Origin of the sequence: Massilia orientalis, from assembly GCF_030411975.2 — a bacterium.
In the GTDB taxonomy this organism is placed as follows: Bacteria; Pseudomonadota; Gammaproteobacteria; order Burkholderiales; family Burkholderiaceae_D; genus Telluria; species Telluria orientalis.
In genome coordinates, this window is record NZ_JASNRB020000001.1 from 113643 (window position 1) to 131554 (window position 17912).

Sequence of the window (17912 nt, forward strand, 5' to 3'; positions counted from 1 at the left end):
AAGCTGTGCTAGGATGCGTGTTCGTTCATTATCCGACCACGAGCCGCCATGCACCTGACACGCCGTTTCTTCGCCGTTCTCGTACCCACTCTATCGCTCGCGCTGGCCGCCCAGGCGGCCGCGCCGGAGACGGGGCGGCCCATCGCTTCCCGCTTCAATGCGGACCCGTCGCCGCACTTCTTCCCCGCCGCGAAGGGCGACAAGTTCTACCTGTACGCGACCGACGACGCGTCGAACACCGGCAAGTACTGGGATTCCGTCACGTGGCGCCTGTACACGTCGCCCGACATGAAGACGTGGCGCGACGCCGGCGTGCCGCTGGCCGTCACGGTGTTCAAATGGGCGCGGCCGGATGCGAAGGCATGGGCGCCGGAAGCGGCCTACCGCAACGGCAAGTACTATTTCTATGCGCCCGTCGGCGGCGACAAGATCGGCGTGGCCGTCTCGGACCGCCCGGACGGCGGCTTCGTCGATGCACGCAAGGATCCGCTCGTCGACCGGGAACGCGACGTGAACGCGGGCGACGAGCCGATCGATCCGGCCGTCTTCATCGACAAGGACGGCCAGGCATACATGTACTTCGGCACGCGCGTGCCGAAGGTCGTCAAGCTGAAGCCGGACATGATCTCGCTGGACGGCCCGATCCGCATCGTGAAGATCGACGGCCTGTCCGCCTCCGACACAAAGAAGAAATATGGCGAGGCACCGTTCATGCACGAGCATAACGGCGTGTACTACTTCACGTTCTCGTCCGGCTGGCCCGGCCAGATCCTGTACGCGACCGCGAGCTCGCCGATGGGCCCTTTCACGTACCGCGGCGTCGTGATCGACTACCTGAAGATCTCGACGAACCACCAGGCCATCCTCGAACACGACGGCAAGAGCTGGGTGTTCTACCACGACGCCCTGCTGCCGGGCGGCGGCGGCTACCGCCGTTCGATCGCCATCGCGCCGCTCGAATACGGCGCGGATGGCTCGATCAGGCAGGTCGCGGTGAAGCCGGGCCAGCCGAACGACTGACCCGGGATCTCGTCCTCAAGCCGCCGTCTTGCCCGACAGGCGCTTGAGGCGCTCCAGCGCGCTCTCGCCGGCCGTTTCCGGCTGGCTGACGGACTTGCGGATCGCATCCAGTTCCGCCTGCTGGTCCAGCGGCTTCTGGCCGATGTCGGCGACGATGCGCAGGCCCGACGCTTCGTTCGTCACGGCCTGGGCGCGGCGGGTCAGCGCCGACAGCGCCGTCGAGTTGCCGCGCATGCTCGTGAGGCCATTCAGCTGTTCCTGGCGCTCGATGCGCAGTTGCTGCAGCTCTTTCTGCGCGTTGGCGGCCGCCAGCGCCTGCATCGCCTTCTTGGCCTGGGCGTCGAATTCGGCCAGCTGCTTCGACAGCGCATCGACGATCTTCTGCAGCTCGTCCATGTAGGCCTTCGCATCCGCCTCTTCCTGGATTTCCTGCGGCAGGCGGGCCTTGTTCGCTTCCAGCTCGTCGCAGAACATGGTCACGGTCGCTTCCGAGATCGTGCCGGCGGCCAGGCGCTCGGCCAGCTTCTCGGCGGCGCGTTCGTCGTTGGCGATCAGGTTCTGCAGGTTCACCACGTCGCCATGCTCCTTGTCGAACGACGCGCGCGACGTCGCCAGCAGTTGCGCCGTTTCGCGCAGCGTGGCGACCAGGCGGTCACGGTCGGCCTCGGTCGCGGTTTCGGGGTCGAAGTTGGCGATGGCCTCGGCGATGCGGTTGCCCAGTGCGCCGAAATGCTTCGTGACCAGTCGTGCGGTCAGGCCCCATCCACTAGCGTTGCTCATTGTTGTTCCTTTCTGCGGTGAAGAAAACGGTTACTACAGTTATTGGATGACGATGCGTTCCTGCTCGACGGGGATGCCGATCACGAAGTCGACGTGGATTCCCCGCCTGCCGGCGTCGCCATCGACGCTTTCCACGATCTCCGTCGTGATCAATAGATATTCGCGGCCGCCATCCGCCAGCTGGCGCACGTACGGCATGAAATACATTTCCTGGCGCAGGCCGTGCTGCCCTTGCGCATCGTCGATGCGCGTCTCGCGGCCCTTGAACGGGTTGACGAACTGCGCATCCCGCGCACCGGCATCGCGGGTGTAGTCGAGACGGTCGGATTCCCCGAACACGGTCGCCAGTTCTTGCGCCCCCACCATGTCGGCCAACTGTTCGCGCCACAGCGTGTAGCCCGCGTCGCCCAGGCCGTAGCCGGCCACGCCCGTGTACGCATCCTGGTCGTCGGCCGTCTCCGGAATCACGCGCGCCAGCTGGGTGCAGTACAGCACTTCGGCCACCTTGCCGTCGTCGCCGCAGAACACCTGCAGGAATTTCTCGTCGGCCGCGTCGTCGCCCTTGTCCAGGTACAGGCGGTACAACTCCACCGGGTTTAGCTCCATACCCGGCTGCAGGCGGATCTGCGACACGGCGAGAATGCGCGTGTCCGCGGCGGCCGGCATCGCGATCAGCGAGCCGTTCGTCTGCGCCCGGATGATCGGCGACATCTGGATCTGCACGACGCTGCCGATGCGCGCGCCCAGCGGCACGTCGTCGTCGGCGCGCGTCGCGCCCTTCGTCACACCCTTGTTGGCGGCCACCGCACGCACATAGCTGAAGACATCCTTCCAGGCCATTCTCGTCAATTCCTTTCGAACGAATAATTCGGTTTCTTTGCTTCCCGGCCGCGGCGCAGGCGACGCCACGCGAAGTACACCCCCCAGCCGATCAGCGCCAGCACGCACAAGGTCAGGAACACGCCGAGGAACGACGTGCCGCCGCCGGACGCGGACGACGCCCCGCCCGCGCTTGCGCCCCCATATCCGCCCGGATAGCCGTTGTTGTTCGCATGCGCGCCGCGCGAGGCGTTCGCGATCATGGCACCCGCGATCACGTGACCGAGGCCGCTGTCCTGGCGCACGATCACCGGCGGCTGCTGTTGCTGCACGGGCGGCGGTGCATACGTCGGCGCGCTCCCTCCCTGCTCGTATCCAGGCACCGGCCGGGTGTCCCGCGCCGCATCGGCCTGCGCCTGCCGGCGCGCGTCCAGCGTGCGCAGCGCGTTCGCTTCCGACGTGTTCCTGTCCAGCTTCCGCGACAGCGCCGAATCCGATTTCCGCGGCGTGGCCGACCCGCCCCCGAACGAGCCGAAACCGCCCGACGATCTGCCCGGTTGCGGCGCGGCGTCGGGCGGCGCCGAACGCCGGCTGAACGCGCCGAAGCTGGTGCCGCTCGACTTCGCCGACGAATACGACGGCCGCGGTGGCGACGACGAGCGCTGCGACGAAAAGCCGCTCTTGAAGGAGCTCGACGAGGACGGCTTCGCGTCGACGGCGCCGACATGCGCCAGCGGGAGCAGCAGGGCCAGCACGAGCGCGACGTTATAAGACTTCAACATGGTCATGGAAGCGATCGAAAGTTAGAATCAGCATAACGACCGCGATGGTCGCACGCACCGGTAAAATTAGCAAAGGAATACCATGACCCGCCGTTACCTCGACATGAACCAGCACGATGCCCTGTACACGGTGGCGCGCAAATACCCCGGCGGCATCGACGCGCTGGCACGCGAACTGGACATGTCCGCCAATGTCTTGCGCAACAAGCTGTCGCCCACGATCGCATCGCACTATCCGTCGTTCGAGGAGGTGTCGCAGATCGTCGAGTGCTGCCACAAGGCCGGCGTGCAGGAAGCGCACCTGCCGCTGCACGCGCTGCTGGTGCGCCACGGGATGGCGGCGTTCGTCGTGCCGCAACCGGAGCAGGCGCGCCAGGACGACTTGTCGCAAACGGTCTGCCGCGTGATGAGCGACGTGGGCGCCGTGGCCGAGGCGGTGTCGACCGCCCTGCTCGACGGCACCGTCACCCCGGTCGAGGCCGACCTGATCGAACGTAAATTCCATGCCGCGCTGTCCGCCCTGGGCGCCTGGCGCGCACGTCTGCGCCAGGAGACCGAGGCGGGCATCCGCTGATCAGGAACGCAGGCGGCGTTCGGGCGCCGCCGCCGCTTCTTCGCGGGCTGCGCCGCGCAGCGAGCGCAGGAACAGCCCGAGGCCGCCGAACGCCAGCGCGAGGATGCAGATAAGCTCAAACGCCGACATCGTGCGCAGCGACATGTTCACGGACGCGATCACGCCGAACACGAGCGCGGCGAACGCGCAGATCGCCAGCAGCCAGCCCAGCACGTTGCGCGCGTTGTAGAAGATCATGGCGATGCCGATCACGAGGGGAATGAGGACGATCCCGCCCGTGATGCCGTAGCCGACCACGCCGAACAGGCGCGTGCCGAGGCCGAAGCTGGAACTCACCACCACGCTGTTGAGGAGCAGGTAGAAGCCCCCGCACATCAGCACCAGCCCCAGGAAGAACTGGCCCGTTCCTCCGCCCGTACCGCCCGCACCGCTCATTGTGTCCTCCGTCTTGTTTTTTGTTGCGACGGCGACAACAATACCAGACTTTCCGGTCACATTGCCAGTGTGCCGGGCGGTAAAGCAACGGTTAAATTACCGGGGAGCGTCGGCGACCGGTTCGCCGAAATCCGGCATCCCGTCCGCGCGCCAGCGGATGGCCTGCGCGCGCGTGTGGCGGTTCGGGTCGTGCAGCGAATCGCCCTGGATCTCGCGGTAGTTGCGCGCGTGGTAGACCAGCACGTCGGTCTTGCCGTCCGGCGTCGTCGTGAACGCGTTGTGGCCGGGGCCCCACTGGCCGTTCTTCTCGCTGCTCCTGAAGACGGGCTCCGGCAGCTTGGTCCACGACTTCGCATCGAGCAGGTCGGCGTCCGCCGGCGCGCTGACCAAGCCGAGGCAGTAGTTCGCATCCGTGGCGCTGGCCGAGAACGTGACGAACACGCGGCCGTGGCTCACCAGCACGGCCGGGCCCTCGTCGACGGCGAACTTGACCTTCTCCCACGCGTACTCCGGCTTCGTCAGCAGCACGGCCGGACCCTTGATCGACAGCGGCGTGTCCATCTTCGCCAGGTAGATGTTGGTGCCCTTGCTGCCGTCCGGCGCGGTCTGTGTCCACACGAGGTAGCGCTGGCCGCGGTGTTCGAACGTGGTGGCGTCCAGCGAGAACGATTCCCAGCCCGTCTTGACCTGGCCGCGCTCGACCCACTCGCCCGCGAACGGATCGGCGGATGCGTTTTCCAGCGCGTACAGGCGGATTTCCCACGGATGCTCGGCGCTGCCGGCCGTGAAATAGATGTACCACTTGCCGTCGATACGGTGCATTTCCGGCGCCCAGATGTGCGCGCCCATCGCGCCGGTGGCGTGCCTGCGCCACACGGTCTTCGCCGGCGCGGCGCCCAGGTCGTCGAGGGAACGGGCGCGGCGGATCTCGATGCGGTCGTATTCCGGCACGGTCGCCGTGTAGTAGTACCAGCCGTCCGGTTGCAGGCTCACCTGCGGGTCGGCGCGCTGCTGCACGAGCGGATTGTGGAACACGGGTTCGGCGGCGTGGGCCGGCGCGAACGCGACGGCGAGGCACAGGGCCAGCGCCGGCAAGGCGCGTACGGTCAAGCGATACATCGGAGCTCCAAAAAGAACGCAGGCTGGCGGCGATGATCGGATGATAGTCGGGTGGCGTCCACCCGACCAATGAATTTTTTCGCGCCACCGATACGAATTCACCGGGTCCGGCGGCGCGGCCTGTCGTCCATCCCCGCCTCGTCCACGTCGGCCGACGTCGACCGCGAGCGCCTGTATTCCAGTTCGCCCGCTTCGTCCGGCAGCGCCGGGCCGGCGTACAGCACCGCGACGTCGGCCAGCGCACTGGCCCGGTCCGCACCGAATCCGGACAGGGGCGTCAGCCGCAGCCAGCGCGCCGTGACGGTGTGCCCGAAACGCACGGTCTGCGGATCGAACGTCGACGCGAGCGTCGGCCGGGCCACGTCGCGCCACGTCGTGCCGTCGTCGCTGGCCTGGATGGACCACTCGCGCACGTCGCCCTCGTGGTCGCGGTGATTCTGGCGCGGCATCAGCACCAGCCCGTCGAACGGCACGGCCTGCGCGAACGCGATCGTCAACACCGGCTGCGGCCGCGGCCCATCGCCCTTCACCGCGACGAGACTGACCGTATTGGGGTCGCCGTCCACGACGTTCGCCGCCTCGGGCCATCCGCTTGCTGTCGCGCCGAGTTTTTTCATCACGCGCGTGTCGAACAGGCTGGCGCGCAGCGCGGCGGGATCGACGGCCGTCGCGGGCGCGAAGCGTGGGCCGGCCATGTAGTCCAGCAGCGAGCGGCGTAACTGGCGCGCGGCCGGACGTTCGTCCAGGCGGGTCTCGAGGTCGAACGTCGCCACCATCAAGCGGCCGCCGCCCACCTTCGCCTCGAACACGGCGCCGAGACGGTAGTTGCGGTTCCAGTCGTCGATGGGCTGGACGATGGGCCGCAATCCGGCCGGCAGGCGTTCGAGATTGAACGCGCGGGCGCCGGCCACCAGGCCGCTCCACTGCCAGTCCATGTGATCGGCCGACGGGAAGCCGGCGAGCGCGGGATGCGCGCGATCGATCCACAGGCCCAGCATGCGCGACCATGCGGGATTCATCAACCGGTTCCAGAACACGGGGACGTCCGCGAGCGGCGGCGAGGTCCAGTCCAGGTCCGCCTTGCGCGGCAGATACAGCACCTTGCCGCCCTGCGCCAGCCGCGCTTCGGCTTCCGGCCACGCATGCGTCACGAGCACCCCGCCTGGAACGGCCGCGTCGACCTGGTCCGGATACAGCCAGACATTCCAGTCGTTGGCGATATCGGTTCCGCCCAGCCCCACGACGAGCCGGTAGTGCGCGGGCGCAGGCAGATGCGCGAGGTCCGCGCTGACGCGGCCCAGCGGGATGTTCTTGCCGATCGGGATATCGAGGTCGGCGAAGCGCCCTTGCAGCACCGCACGCCCGGCATCGTCCTCGATGCGCCACCACGGCCGCGCACCGGCCAGCGGCCGCGCGCCGTAGTGCGCGATCTCCACCGGCACGTCGAACGCGTCGCGCGTCGTGAACACGGAACGCGTCAGGCGGGCCAGCGGCACCGTCGCGCCGTTGAAGCGGCGGAACGCGTCGGGCGTCGCATAGCCTTTCGACGCCCAGAACGTATCGAGGATGCCGACGAGCGCCGTACCCTGGCCCAGATAGTCGTGCAGGTCCAGCAGCTGGTAGCCACTGAGGCCGCGCGTGCGCAGCGCCGCCTCGATCTCTTCCTTGTAGCACGCCAGCTGCCAGCGGCCGGACGCCAGCGCGAACTCGCGGTTGCGGTCCAATACGCCGTGACTGCGGGCGGATTCGCGGAAGATCTCGTAGTTCCCCGGCTGCAGATAGCCCGTGAACTTGTCGATGATGGAGAAATCCGGATACGCCACCCATTGGCCCACCTCGTGCGACACGACGGGCACGCGGATGCCGTCCAGCGACGCCGCGTAGTCGCGCCCGAACCAGCCCGTCTTGTTGCGCAGCGGTTTCGGGCCGATGCGCTGCACGGCCAGGTAGTCGACGTCCTTGTCGAGATCCGGTACGACCGGCTCCGTGTGGCCCGTGCCGTTCGTGTACAGGCGGCGCGGGTCTTCGGCGCGGAAGCGCGCGGTCCACTTCGCGAACACGTCCTTCCAGTGCCCCGACGGTTCGTTGCTGGGACTGAGGAGCAGGAACGACGGATGATTGCCGTACGCGCGGATCAGGCGCTCGGTCTCGTCGTACAGCGCCTGTTCGATGGGCGTGCCGGGCTCGAACCGGTTCCACATCCCCGGCTCCGGCTGCAGGTAGATACCCACTTCGTCCGCCGCCTGGAAGGCCGCTTCCGGCGGCGTGAACGAGTGGAAGCGCACGTGGTTGATGCCCCACGCCTTGTTGATGGCGAAGATCTTCTTCCAGTACGCGACGTCCGTGGGCGGATAGCCGGTGAGCGGGAAGTCGCCGCCGTGGTGCGTCCCGCGCAGGAACACGGGGCGGCCGTTGACGAGGATGTCCGTGCCGCGCGCCGCCACCTGCACGAAGCCGAACGACACGTCGCGCGCGTCGTCGGCGCCCGGCCCCGCGAGGCGCAGCTGCAGCGCTTGCAGCACCGGATGGAACTCGTCCCATGTCGCCGCCTCCTTCGGATACTGCACGCGGAATTCGGCATGGCCGCCGTCCGCCGTCCAGCGCACGGGAATGCGCCGGCCATTGGCCGCGACGGTCCCCGCCCCGGCCTTGCCGCCGCCATTGCCGACCTCGAGCTTCACGAGCACGCTGCGGCTGGCCACGTCCGGGAACACCTGCGCATCCGCGATGTAGACGGGCGACGTCGCGCGCAACTCGGCCTTGCCGACGATGCCGTTCCAGCTCATGCCCAGCGAATCGGAGATGCTGTGCGAGTCCGGCCGGTACGCCATCAGCACGCGCGAATCCACGCGCACCGTGATGCGGTGCCGGCCCGGCGCGAGGGGGCCGATGTCGTACTCGTGCGGCGCCACGAGGGAAAGGTCGGTACCCAGCGCACGGTCGTCGATCCACGCGCCGGAACCCCAGCGGGGCCGCTCCAGGTGCAGCACGACGCGCTTGCCGCGCCAGGCGGCCGGCACCTCGACGTCGCGCTGGTACCATGCCGCGCCGAGGTAGTGACGCGGCGGCTGGCTCAGGAACGGCACCTTCACCTGGCCCGGCTTCGTGAATGCCGCATAGTCCGCGCGCAGGTTCCAGTTCTTGTCGTACAGGGACAGCACCCACGGCGTCTGCACCGTGATGGCGTCGCCGTAGCCCTGTGCGTTCAGGATGCCGGGGATGCGGATGCGGTCCGCCAGCGTGCGGCTTTCCCAGTGGCCCGCCACGCCGGCGTCGTCGCGGTCGAGCGCGAAACGCCAGTCGCCGGCCAGGTCGATGGTGTCCGCCGCGCCGGCCGAAGCGGCCCAGGCCAGCGCGGCGATACCCAGCAGGTTCCTCATGCGTCAGCCGCCGAAGCGGTAGTTCGCGCCCACCATGATGCGGCGGCCGGCGTAGCTGTAGTCCAGGATGCTCGGGGTGCCGTTCTCGAACGGTACGTACGAACCCTGGCTGTTGCTGGTTGCCGCGTTGTTCAGGTTGCGTCCCTCGATGAACACGTCGAGTTCCGGCGTGATGCGGTACTGGATCTTCGCATCGACGTAGCGCGTCGCGTCCTTGAAGTTCGGCGAACCCGGGTTGTAGGCCGGCGGACGGGCGTTGCCGCTCGCGTTCGGGTAGTTGTTCAGGTAGTTGGAGGACGAACCCGCGATATTGTTGAAGTAGCTGCCCACGCCCTGCACCGCGACGCGCGCCGACAGGCGGCCGTCGTCATACCAGATCGCCCAGTTGTACTGGAACTTCGATTCGCGCAGCGGCGGCAGCGGCGTCCCGGTCAGCAGGTCGACGATGTTCTGGGTCGACGTGACCGAAGCCAGTTTCGTGTAGTTCCCGTCGAAGCCGAGGTAGCGCAGGCGCCACGGCAGGAACGTGAAGGCGGTCTTGGTATTGAATTCCCAGCCCTTGCGGGTGGTCGGGACGCCGTTCTCGTAGGTCGGGAACGAGAACGGCAGTTCCGCCAGCGATCTGCCCGTCGTCGGGTCGACCAGGGCCAGGCCCAGCGTGCCGTTCTCGGTCTGCACGATCGACGGGCCCACGATGCCGCGCTGGTTGAAGTAGGACAGCGAGAACATCGTGTCCTTGCTCGGGTAATATTCCGCACTCCAGTTCTGGTTCAGGTTCTTCTGCGCCTGCAGGGCCGGGTTGCCGACGGTCTTGGTGCAGGTCTGGGTGCCCTGCGCGTCGACGCGCTCGTCGTAGCGGCACAGGCCCGACGGCAGGAGATTGGTCACCGGCGGACGGGCGACGGTGCGGGCGCGGTTGTAGCGCACGACGAACGTGTCCGGCACGAGCCACATCGCGAGGTTATAGATCGGCAGGAAGTCGTGCGTGGTGGCGTCCACCGCCGTGTTGGTCGACACCGTGACGTCGTTGATGCCGCCGGCCGCGTTGGGGCTGGCCGGATCGAACGCGGGCGTGCGCGTGATCGACTGGAATTGCATGTTGCCGATGCCGTGGATCTTGGTGCGGATGTAGCGGTAGCCCAGGTTGCCTTCGACCTGCCAGTCGAACGGCAGCGCGCGGCCGGTGAACGGGATGCGGTCGATGTTGAAATCGCCCATCACGTACAGGGCCTCGGAACGCTCGCTCATCCTCGTCACGGGTGCTTCGTGCGGCTTGCCGTCCGTGCCCGTGCAGCTGGTGACGCAGTCCAGGTTCGCGTTCGTGATGCCGGCCAGCTGGAACACCTTCTGCACATCGATGTTCGGCCAGTTGGTCACGGCGCCGCCGAACTGGCCGTTGGCGCCGTTGAACAGCTGGGTATTGGTGATGTTCCCGTTGAGCGACTTGGCGATGATGTCCTGGAACTGCTGCGGCGTCACGGTCACGATGCCCGAGCTCTGGCTGTCCCAGCGATTGCTCTTCACATAGCCGTACTGGCACTTGTTCCCGCCCGCGCCCAGCGAACCGGCGGTGTCCTGGCAGCCCACGAGGGTGCTGCGGACAAGGCCCGGGATCGCATAGACGATCGGGTCCGTGCTCACCTGGTAGCCGTTGCCGCCGCGGGTGTCGTAGCGCGTGTCGCGGAAGTTGAAGCCGGTCTTGAAGCGGGTGAAGAACGGAATGGATTCCGGGACCTGGAACGTGAAGTCGGCCTTCGCCGTGCGTTCCTCCGTCGCCGTGATCCCCGGCGTGTAGGTCAGCTGCGGCTGCGAATACGTAAGCAGCGGCTGCTGGTTCGCCGTGTAGGCCGGCACGCTGTTGATGTAGGTGTTCCCGCTGGTGACGGCCGCCGCGGCGGCCGGCTGCACGAGGCGCGCATAGTTCGCGGGGTTGTACAGGTCGAAGGTCGACCCCTGCGGGAAGTTGTACGTCCACAGGCCGTTCGGGGTCACCGACATCTGTGCCGCCCCGTAGTAGGAACTGAACGTCGTGCGGAAGGTCTCTGTCGTGTAGTTGGATTTGGCGTCGCCGACCAGCCACTCCGCCTTCATGCCGCCGTGGTTCCATTCGCCGCCGGTCTGGAAATACTTGGTGATCGTATCGGACTTCTGGAAGATCTGGTCGACACCGGCCGCGCCGTCGCTGATGCTGAAGCTGGTCACGTGGTGGCTCGCGTCCACCGTGACGGTCGACGGGTCGACGTTCGTCACGGCGCCCTGCACGGCCGGTCCGCCGCTCAGGTAGCTCACATTACCCGGGTACAGGTAGTAGCCGGCGCCGCTCGCACCCGGCGCGACCGAACGCACGCCGCTCGCGTCCACGAACGTCTTCGCCGTATTCACGTTCATGCCGCCCAGGTTGAGGAATGACGTCTTGTTGTCGGTATGGCGCTTGGAATAGCTGCCCTTGGCGTACACCACCAGGTCCCGGTTGACCTTGAAGTCGGCGCGCAGGTCGAGGTCCTGGCGGCGGTCGATCTCGGTCTGGATCTTGTTGCGGACCAGCGAAGGCGTATAGTCGTTCCACTGGTTCAGGCAACTGATCAATTCGTTCTGGCGCTCGTTCACCGCATTCGTCCGGTTCGACGCGCTCAGGTTCTTCAGCGTCCCGTCCGTGGTGGCCAGTTGCGGGAACGCGCTGTAGCAGTCCGCCTTGGTCTGCGCCGCGGCCGACCTGGTCAGGATCTCGTACGGCGAATACGTGTTGTAATTGCCGGTGCCGTTCGTGTACGGATAGATGCCCGTGGAGCCGGCCGCGGGACCTGCAGGCGTCGTCGACGCCGGGTCCGCCATGTTCAGCGTGGACGGGTTGTACGTGAAGGTCTTCTGCGGCGAGTTGTCGAAGTCGATCAGGCGCGCGTAGCCCGCGGCCGCGCTGGTCGCGACCTGCATCTGGTGCTGCTCGTTGGCCGTCGTCGACTTCGACGCATTCAGGATCACGCCGAGGCGGTCGTCCATGAATTTGCGCGACAGGATGACGTTGGTGTCCGGCTCCCACTTCTTGTTCAGGTTATTGGTGGTGCCCGCCACGCGCACCGACGCGAACGGCTCCTTGAAATCGAGGCCCGTGCGCGTCTTGATGATGATGCCGCCGCCGAGCGAACCCTCGACCATGTCGGCCGTCGAGCCCTTGACCACGTCCACGCTCTTGATCAGGTCAGCCGAAAGCTGGCGGAATTCGCTGCCACGACCGCTGGCCGCGTTGTTGGCCGACTGCACCGCCATGCCGTCGATCTCGACACGCGTCAGGTCCGGTCCGTTGCCGCGTACGGCCACGGTGACGCCCTCGCCGAAATCGCCGCGGTCGAGCGCGATACCGGCCATGCGCGAGATCGCCTCGCCGATGTTCCGGTCCGGCAGCGAGCCCACGTCTTCCGCGACGATGGAATCGAGCGCGGTGGCCGCGTTCTTCTTGCGGGCGATCGACGATTGCTGCGATTTGCGGGTCGAGACGACGACGGTGGCGATGCCGCTCGCGATCTCCTGGTTGCCCTGCGGCGCGGCCGTTGCGGCGCTGCCCTCGCCCGCGCCGCTGGCCGGCGCCTGCGCGTTGGTGGCGCCCTGCGGCGGCGTGGCGTCCTGCGCGAACGCGGCCTGGCCCGCCATCAGGGATGCGACCGCCAGCGAGACGGCGTAGGCGAGGCGGGTGGGGCGAATGACCTGTCGGATGTCGTGCATTTTTCTGTCTCCTTGTTAGACCACTGCGCGGTCTGTTTTTGTCTGGGTCGGCTTGAAAACAGTGTAGGGTCGTGTGCAGCCGCCGTGATATATCAGCAGGAAATACTCATCCGCTTGAGCGAAGTGCGTGCGCAAACACCACACGAACCGATCAACGCCGCGATTGCGATTCCTTTTTGGCGTCGATTCGCGCATTTGCCGCATCGATGGTTATCGCAACGCGCCGCCCGCGTGCCGCCCCGGCCGAATCGCTCAATCCGGTGAGCGATTCGGCCGCGCGCGCTGCGCTATCCTTGACCTCATAACGAGGAGACTCGATGAAGCCAACCATCATCCCTGCCCTGCTCTCGGTCGCGCTGGCGTCTTCCGTCCAGGCACAGACGGACACCGTGACCGTGAACGGTCCCCGCGCGCGGGCCGGCGATCCCCATGCGATCAACGCCGCGAAGGACCGCATCCTGAACGGCCGGTCCGCGTCGTCGTGCGCGTTCATGGACCCGTACAATCCCGCCTACGATCCGGTCACGACCGCGTACATGCGCGACTTCGGCCTGGACGACAGCCTGTCGAACGACGTCCCGCGCGCTTCGGACCTGGCGCCGGACGGCGACGTGTCGAACCTGTCTTCCGCCGTCGCGCGGGTCTCCGGCTGCCGCGGCGCCGACTGGCACTTTGCGGCGGGCCGCAACCGCATCGTCCGCAACGACAGGACGCTCGCGCTGGGCTACGAAGCCTTCGACAACAAGGACTACGCGCGCGCACTGGACATGTTCGGCACCGCATGGACGAAGATCGGCTACGACGACGCGGCGCTGATGCTGGCGCGGATGCACCTGTACGGACTCGGGACGGCGAAGAATGGCGCGCAGGCTGTCGCGTGGCTGGAAAAGGTGGACCACAAGCCGTACGACCCCGCCCGCTCCGACCTGCTGGCGCCCCGCATCGACGCCGCCTTCATGCTGGCACGCATGTACGACCGCGGCATCGGCGTCGCACGCGCTCCGGACAAGGCCCGCGCGTGGTACGAAAAGGCGGCCGGCTATGGCTACGCCCCGGCGCAATACGTGCTGGGGCTCGCGTACTACACGGCCGACGGCGTCCCGCGCGACCTGAAACTGGCGGGCGCGTATTTCGAAGCGGCCGCGCGCGCCGGCATTCCCGCCGCCCTGTTCGCGGCCGGACGGATGCACGACCTGGGCGAAGGCGTGCCGGCCGATCCCGCGAAGGCCATCGTGTACTACAAGGAGGCGGCCCTGAAGGGCGACCCCGATGCCCGGTTCGCGCTCGGCACCTATTTCTACAGCGGCGAGGTCGTCGGCAAGGACCTCGCCACCGCGCGCCGCTGGTTCGCGGCGGCGGCGCGCCAGGGCCAGCCCGACGCCATGTTCAACCTGGGCGCGATGGCCGCGCACGGCGAAGGCGGCGCCAGGGATCCGGCCACCGCATACGTGATGTTCGACCTGGCACGCCAGGCCGGCCACGATCGCGCGGCGGCCGCGCTGCAGGCACTGGCGCCCACGCTGACGGCCGACGAACGCAAGCGCGCCGACACCGTGCTGCACCCGCCGCACGGTCAGGCCGGCTCGTAGTCCACCGGCAGCATCATGCAGGGGAAGCGGGCGCGCAGCACGTCCAGCGCCTGCAGGGTGCCCGCGAGGTGCTGGCGCACGGCCCGCCGGGCGCCGGCCGCGTCGCCCAGCCCGATGCAGCGCGCGATCTGGCCGTGCTGCCGCAGGATCGACCGTGCCTTGCCGTTCAACGGCAGGTGCAGGCGCCGCAGCCGATCCAGGTTGCCGCTGCAGCGGCGCATCATGGACCACAGGTCGGGCAGCTCGGACACTTCGTACATGCGCAGGTGGAAATCCATGTCGATGCGTGTGAAGCTCTCCAGGTCGTCCGCTTCGAGGCAGCCGCGCTGGCGCGCGACGAGGTCCTGCAGGGCCTTGCCCAGGTCCGGGCGGGGCTGGCGCGCCAGCACCCACGCGATTTCCAGTTCCACCGACAGGCGGAAGAAATGCGCCTGGCGCGCGGCCGCGAGGTCGATGGGCCGCACACGCGTCTGGTGCTGCGGGTAGATGTCGACGAGACGCTCTTCTTCCAGCCGCAGCAGCGCTTCGCGGATGGGGCTTTGCGACAGCTGGAAGTACTCGCACAACGCAGGCCGCGCCAGCACGGCGCCGGGTTTCAGGGCGAGGCTCACGATCTGCGCGCGCAGGTGCTCGAACACCTGCACGGTCGCGTTGCGCGAGCGGTCCAGGCGGAACGGGATGTCGAGGGCGCTCATCGCTCAGGGCCTTTCGTAGAATTCCGCCTCGACGATGGACAGCACGGCCGTCGACACGCCTTTCGTTCCCGTCGCCGTATTCGCCTGGTGGGCGACCTCCGTCAGCTTGATGCCGCCGCCCTCTTCCGCCCGGCCGGCCAGCTCGATGCGCACGGTGCGGCCCCGCACGGGTTGCAACGGCAGCGTGACATAGCCGAGGCTCTTCGGCGTCAGGCCGCTCCATGCTTCCCGGCCGTCGACATAGACCTTGAGCGGATAGCCGCGCTCGCGCCAGCCCGTCAGTTTCAGCACGACTTGCGCGAGCCGCGCGGGCCGCGCGAGCGTGTACGTGATCGCGGGCGTGGCGCCGGCCTGGCTCGTCCACGCGGTGGTCTCGTCGTCATCGTAGGACTTGATCCCGTCCGGCGCATCGCTGGCGGTCACCGGCACGGCCACGCGCGACACCGTGAACGAGGGCGTGGCGGGCGTCGGTCCGCGGTCCAGGTGAACGGGCGGCATGGGCGGCAAGGCCGCAAGGCCATCCTTCGATCTCACCGGCTTCGACTCCAGCGCCACTTCGGCCGGCGCCAGGCCTTGCGCGCGGGCCCGGACGACGATGCGCCCCGCCTGCGGTGTCGTGCGCAGCAACACCCGATTGACGCCGCCCTCCACCGGCAGCGCGCGCGCGAGAATGTAGTTGTCCGGCCCCTGGGCGATGCCGCCGCGCCATTCGGCCGGGCCCTGCACGTCGAAGTCGACCATGTCCTGCGCGAGCGGATGGCGGCGCCCCGCGGCGTCGACCACTTCCACCTGCACGAGGGCCATGTCGGCGCCGTCGGCACGCAGGCCTTGCGGCGACACGATGGGCGTCAGTTTCAACGCGACGGGCGCACCGGCGGTGGCCAGCGTCGTCTCGCACACGGGTTTGCCCTGCGCGTCGTAGCCGACCGCTTTCAGTTCGCCCGCCGCCCACGCCACCTTGTCTTGCGCGACCCGGTCGAACGTGAACAGGAAGCGCGCGCTCTGTACGGCCGGCCCGACCTCCTTCCCGTTCAGGAACAGTTTTACGTGGTCCGCACTGGAGACGACCGTGACCGGCTTGACGGTGCCCGCCGGGTAGTTCCAGTGCCCGGCGATGTGTGCGCGCGGATGCTCCACGTCGACCCAGCCGTCCCACATGACCTGGTGAGCGTAGAACGCGTCCTTCGCGATACGCATGGCGTCGACCTCGCCGCTGCGGCGGTAGTTCTCGGCGCCGCGGTGGTGCGTGTTCGAATCGGAGAACACGATGTTCACGCCGCCGCTCGACACGCGCGTGCCGGTGCCGGGACGCTCGCGCCAGTAGTCGTACCAGCGCTGGACGTCCTCGATGGCGAAGGTGTCCTGGTTGCGGTTGTAGACGCTCGCGTCCTGGCCCTTGTGCGGCGGCCCGTCGCCGTCCCTGTGGTACGGCGGAGAGAGCTCATCCCAGTACTTGCGCAGCGCCTCGTCGCGCGAATACTCCATCGCCCACATCGGCATGCCCGCGCTCTTGTTTATGTACAGCATCTCGCCGCCGTATTCCGCGACGTGCTGCAACTCCTGGCTCAGCATCTCGCGGCTGCCGGCCGCGCGGCCGCCATACGGGTCGAATTCGTCGCGCAGCGCCTTCATCGCGCGCATGTGGTCCGCACTGACGCCCTTGTTGCCGCTTTCGTAGAACACGATGCTCGGGTTGTTGCGGTTGTAGACGATGGCATCGCGCATGACGTCGAGGCGCTGCTCCCAGCGGCGGTCCTTCACGTCCCCTTCCGAGTCGCCCGCCGGCATCGCCTCCATCATCCCGAGGCGGTCGAGCGATTCCACGTCCTGCTTCCACGGCGTCACGTGCATCCAGCGGATCAGGTTCGCATTGCTGGCCAGCGCCAGGCCATTGCTGTAATCCGACAGCCACGCCGGCACGGCGCTGCCCACCGCCGGCCATTCGTTCGTCGTGCGCTGCGCATAGCCGTGAACCTGGATCACGCGGTCGTTCAATTCGATCATCCCGTTGCGGAACGCGGTCTTGCGAAAGCCCGTGCGGGTCGTGACCGCATCGAGCGGCTTGCCGTCGACCGTCAGGGTCGTCACGACGTCGTACAGGTAGCCGTAGCCCCAGCTCCAGAAATTCAGGCCCGCGACCGGCGCGCCGGCTTTCAACGTGACGGTGGCGCCGGGCGCGATCGTCTGCGCGGGCGCGCCGAAGCGCGCGACGCGCTTGCCGTCCTTGTCGCGCAGCTCGACCTCGTACGCGACCCGGTGCGCCTTCGGGGAATCGTTGCGCACCTGCGATTCGGCCGTGATGGCGGCCTTGCGGTGCGGGATGTCGAAGTCGCGCGCATACACGTATACGCCGGTCGTGCCGAGGCTCCCGTACAGGGGCAAGGTCTGGTACACGGGTTCCGTGACGTGCAGGCGCACGTTCTTCGGCAGGCCGCCGTAGTTCGCGAAGAAGTTCTTGTCGTTCCACTGGTAGCGCTGGCCCGTCGCCTGCTCGCGATAGTCCCAGCTGTTGTCCGTGCGGACGGCCACGACGTTGTCGCCGTCGACGAGCGCCGCCGCGATCTCGACGCCGAACGCATTGATGCCGTTCTCGTGCAGCGCCACGCGCCTGCCGTTGACGAAGATTTCGGCGGCCTGCCGCGCGCCTTCGAATTCGAGGAACACCTTCTGGCCGGGCTTCAGGCCGGGCACCCTGAAATGCTTGCGATACCAGGCGATCCCCGTCGACAGGTCGGCGATGTCCTTGCGGAAGGCATCGTCCTCGTTCCAGGCGTGCGGGAGGCTGACGGCCTTCCAGCCGCTGTCGTCGAAGGCGGGGCGCGCGGCGTCCGCCGGGTCCCCGACCGTGAGCTTCCAGCCGGGATTGAAATCGTACAGGGCGCGCGCGGCATGCGCGGGGACGGCGGCGGCGAGCACCAGCAGCAAGGCAAGACGTAGGTTCATGAAGGTCGGTATCGGGGTGGATGTCGCTAAAATACTAGCAGTCCAGTATTCGACTTTTT

Annotated in this window: 13 protein-coding genes; 3 read left to right on the forward strand and 10 right to left on the reverse strand. The window is 67.6% G+C overall.

Going from position 1 to position 17912, the window contains the following annotated elements; genetic code table 11:
• The first annotated feature begins 48 nt into the window (after nucleotides 1–48).
• A complete protein-coding gene (locus QPK29_RS00515) occupies nucleotides 49–1020 on the forward strand; it encodes a family 43 glycosylhydrolase (protein ID WP_371769262.1) in 972 nt (323 codons plus the stop codon).
• A 15-nt stretch (nucleotides 1021–1035) separates the two neighbouring features.
• Here QPK29_RS00515 and QPK29_RS00520 read toward each other — a convergent pair whose 3' ends face one another.
• Genes QPK29_RS00520 through QPK29_RS00530 form a run of 3 tightly spaced genes read right to left on the reverse strand, consistent with a single transcriptional unit; the run spans nucleotide 1036 to nucleotide 3401 of the window.
• On the reverse strand, nucleotides 1036–1800 hold the full coding sequence (locus tag QPK29_RS00520; protein WP_160408124.1) for a coiled-coil domain-containing protein: 765 nt from the start codon (nucleotides 1798–1800) through the stop codon (nucleotides 1036–1038).
• Between the two features lie 39 nt (nucleotides 1801–1839).
• The gene (locus QPK29_RS00525; protein ID WP_371769263.1) at nucleotides 1840–2640 is read right to left on the reverse strand and encodes a DUF2491 family protein; all 801 of its coding nucleotides are present in this window, start codon (nucleotides 2638–2640) and stop codon (nucleotides 1840–1842) included.
• A gap of 5 nt (nucleotides 2641–2645) precedes the next feature.
• Nucleotides 2646–3401 (reverse strand): hypothetical protein, encoded by a 756-nt coding sequence (locus QPK29_RS00530; protein WP_400189709.1) that lies wholly within the window; start codon nucleotides 3399–3401, stop codon nucleotides 2646–2648.
• 82 nt (nucleotides 3402–3483) lie between these two features.
• Here QPK29_RS00530 and QPK29_RS00535 point away from each other — a divergent pair, with 82 nt between their 5' ends.
• A complete protein-coding gene (locus QPK29_RS00535; RefSeq protein WP_056125469.1) occupies nucleotides 3484–3975 on the forward strand; it encodes a phage regulatory CII family protein in 492 nt (163 codons plus the stop codon).
• Here the strand turns inward: QPK29_RS00535 and QPK29_RS00540 are convergent, their stop codons facing one another.
• The 5 genes from QPK29_RS00540 to QPK29_RS00560 form a co-directional block, all read right to left on the reverse strand.
• Nucleotides 3976–4410 (reverse strand): hypothetical protein, encoded by a 435-nt coding sequence (locus QPK29_RS00540; RefSeq protein WP_371769265.1) that lies wholly within the window; start codon nucleotides 4408–4410, stop codon nucleotides 3976–3978.
• A 96-nt stretch (nucleotides 4411–4506) separates the two neighbouring features.
• On the reverse strand, nucleotides 4507–5529 hold the full coding sequence (locus QPK29_RS00545; protein ID WP_371769266.1) for a glycoside hydrolase family 43 protein: 1023 nt from the start codon (nucleotides 5527–5529) through the stop codon (nucleotides 4507–4509).
• A gap of 98 nt (nucleotides 5530–5627) precedes the next feature.
• Nucleotides 5628–8909: a discoidin domain-containing protein gene (locus QPK29_RS00550; protein ID WP_371769267.1), complete on the reverse strand. Its 3282-nt coding sequence runs from the start codon at nucleotides 8907–8909 to the stop codon at nucleotides 5628–5630.
• Between the two features lie 3 nt (nucleotides 8910–8912).
• A complete protein-coding gene (locus QPK29_RS00555) occupies nucleotides 8913–12626 on the reverse strand; it encodes a TonB-dependent receptor (RefSeq protein ID WP_371769268.1) in 3714 nt (1237 codons plus the stop codon).
• A 151-nt stretch (nucleotides 12627–12777) separates the two neighbouring features.
• On the reverse strand, nucleotides 12778–12960 hold the full coding sequence (locus QPK29_RS00560) for a hypothetical protein (RefSeq protein ID WP_371769269.1): 183 nt from the start codon (nucleotides 12958–12960) through the stop codon (nucleotides 12778–12780).
• Between QPK29_RS00560 and QPK29_RS00565 the strand changes: the two genes are divergently transcribed.
• The gene (locus QPK29_RS00565; RefSeq protein ID WP_371769270.1) at nucleotides 12944–14215 is read left to right on the forward strand and encodes a tetratricopeptide repeat protein; all 1272 of its coding nucleotides are present in this window, start codon (nucleotides 12944–12946) and stop codon (nucleotides 14213–14215) included. The genes QPK29_RS00560 and QPK29_RS00565 overlap by 17 nt on opposite strands.
• Here the strand turns inward: QPK29_RS00565 and QPK29_RS00570 are convergent.
• Nucleotides 14200–14910 (reverse strand): GntR family transcriptional regulator, encoded by a 711-nt coding sequence (locus QPK29_RS00570; RefSeq protein ID WP_371769271.1) that lies wholly within the window; start codon nucleotides 14908–14910, stop codon nucleotides 14200–14202. The genes QPK29_RS00565 and QPK29_RS00570 overlap by 16 nt on opposite strands.
• A 3-nt stretch (nucleotides 14911–14913) precedes the next feature.
• Nucleotides 14914–17853, reverse strand: a complete 2940-nt coding sequence (locus tag QPK29_RS00575) for a glycoside hydrolase family 2 protein (RefSeq protein WP_371769272.1) — start codon at nucleotides 17851–17853, stop codon at nucleotides 14914–14916.
• Nucleotides 17854–17912 lie beyond the last annotated feature (59 nt).

Excerpts from the sequence above, each read along its gene's own strand:
- QPK29_RS00515 (WP_371769262.1), top strand. The coding sequence starts at position 49 with ATGCACCTGACACGCCGTTTCTTCGCCGTTCTCGTACCCACTCTATCG.
- QPK29_RS00520 (WP_160408124.1), bottom strand. The coding sequence starts at position 1,800 with ATGAGCAACGCTAGTGGATGGGGCCTGACCGCACGACTGGTCACGAAG.
- QPK29_RS00525 (WP_371769263.1), bottom strand. The coding sequence starts at position 2,640 with ATGGCCTGGAAGGATGTCTTCAGCTATGTGCGTGCGGTGGCCGCCAAC.
- QPK29_RS00530 (WP_400189709.1), bottom strand. The coding sequence starts at position 3,401 with ATGTTGAAGTCTTATAACGTCGCGCTCGTGCTGGCCCTGCTGCTCCCG.
- QPK29_RS00535 (WP_056125469.1), top strand. The coding sequence starts at position 3,484 with ATGACCCGCCGTTACCTCGACATGAACCAGCACGATGCCCTGTACACG.
- QPK29_RS00540 (WP_371769265.1), bottom strand. The coding sequence starts at position 4,410 with ATGAGCGGTGCGGGCGGTACGGGCGGAGGAACGGGCCAGTTCTTCCTG.
- QPK29_RS00545 (WP_371769266.1), bottom strand. The coding sequence starts at position 5,529 with ATGTATCGCTTGACCGTACGCGCCTTGCCGGCGCTGGCCCTGTGCCTC.
- QPK29_RS00550 (WP_371769267.1), bottom strand. The coding sequence starts at position 8,909 with ATGAGGAACCTGCTGGGTATCGCCGCGCTGGCCTGGGCCGCTTCGGCC.
- QPK29_RS00555 (WP_371769268.1), bottom strand. The coding sequence starts at position 12,626 with ATGCACGACATCCGACAGGTCATTCGCCCCACCCGCCTCGCCTACGCC.
- QPK29_RS00565 (WP_371769270.1), top strand. The coding sequence starts at position 12,944 with ATGAAGCCAACCATCATCCCTGCCCTGCTCTCGGTCGCGCTGGCGTCT.
- QPK29_RS00560 (WP_371769269.1), bottom strand. The coding sequence starts at position 12,960 with ATGATGGTTGGCTTCATCGAGTCTCCTCGTTATGAGGTCAAGGATAGC.
- QPK29_RS00570 (WP_371769271.1), bottom strand. The coding sequence starts at position 14,910 with ATGAGCGCCCTCGACATCCCGTTCCGCCTGGACCGCTCGCGCAACGCG.
- QPK29_RS00575 (WP_371769272.1), bottom strand. The coding sequence starts at position 17,853 with ATGAACCTACGTCTTGCCTTGCTGCTGGTGCTCGCCGCCGCCGTCCCC.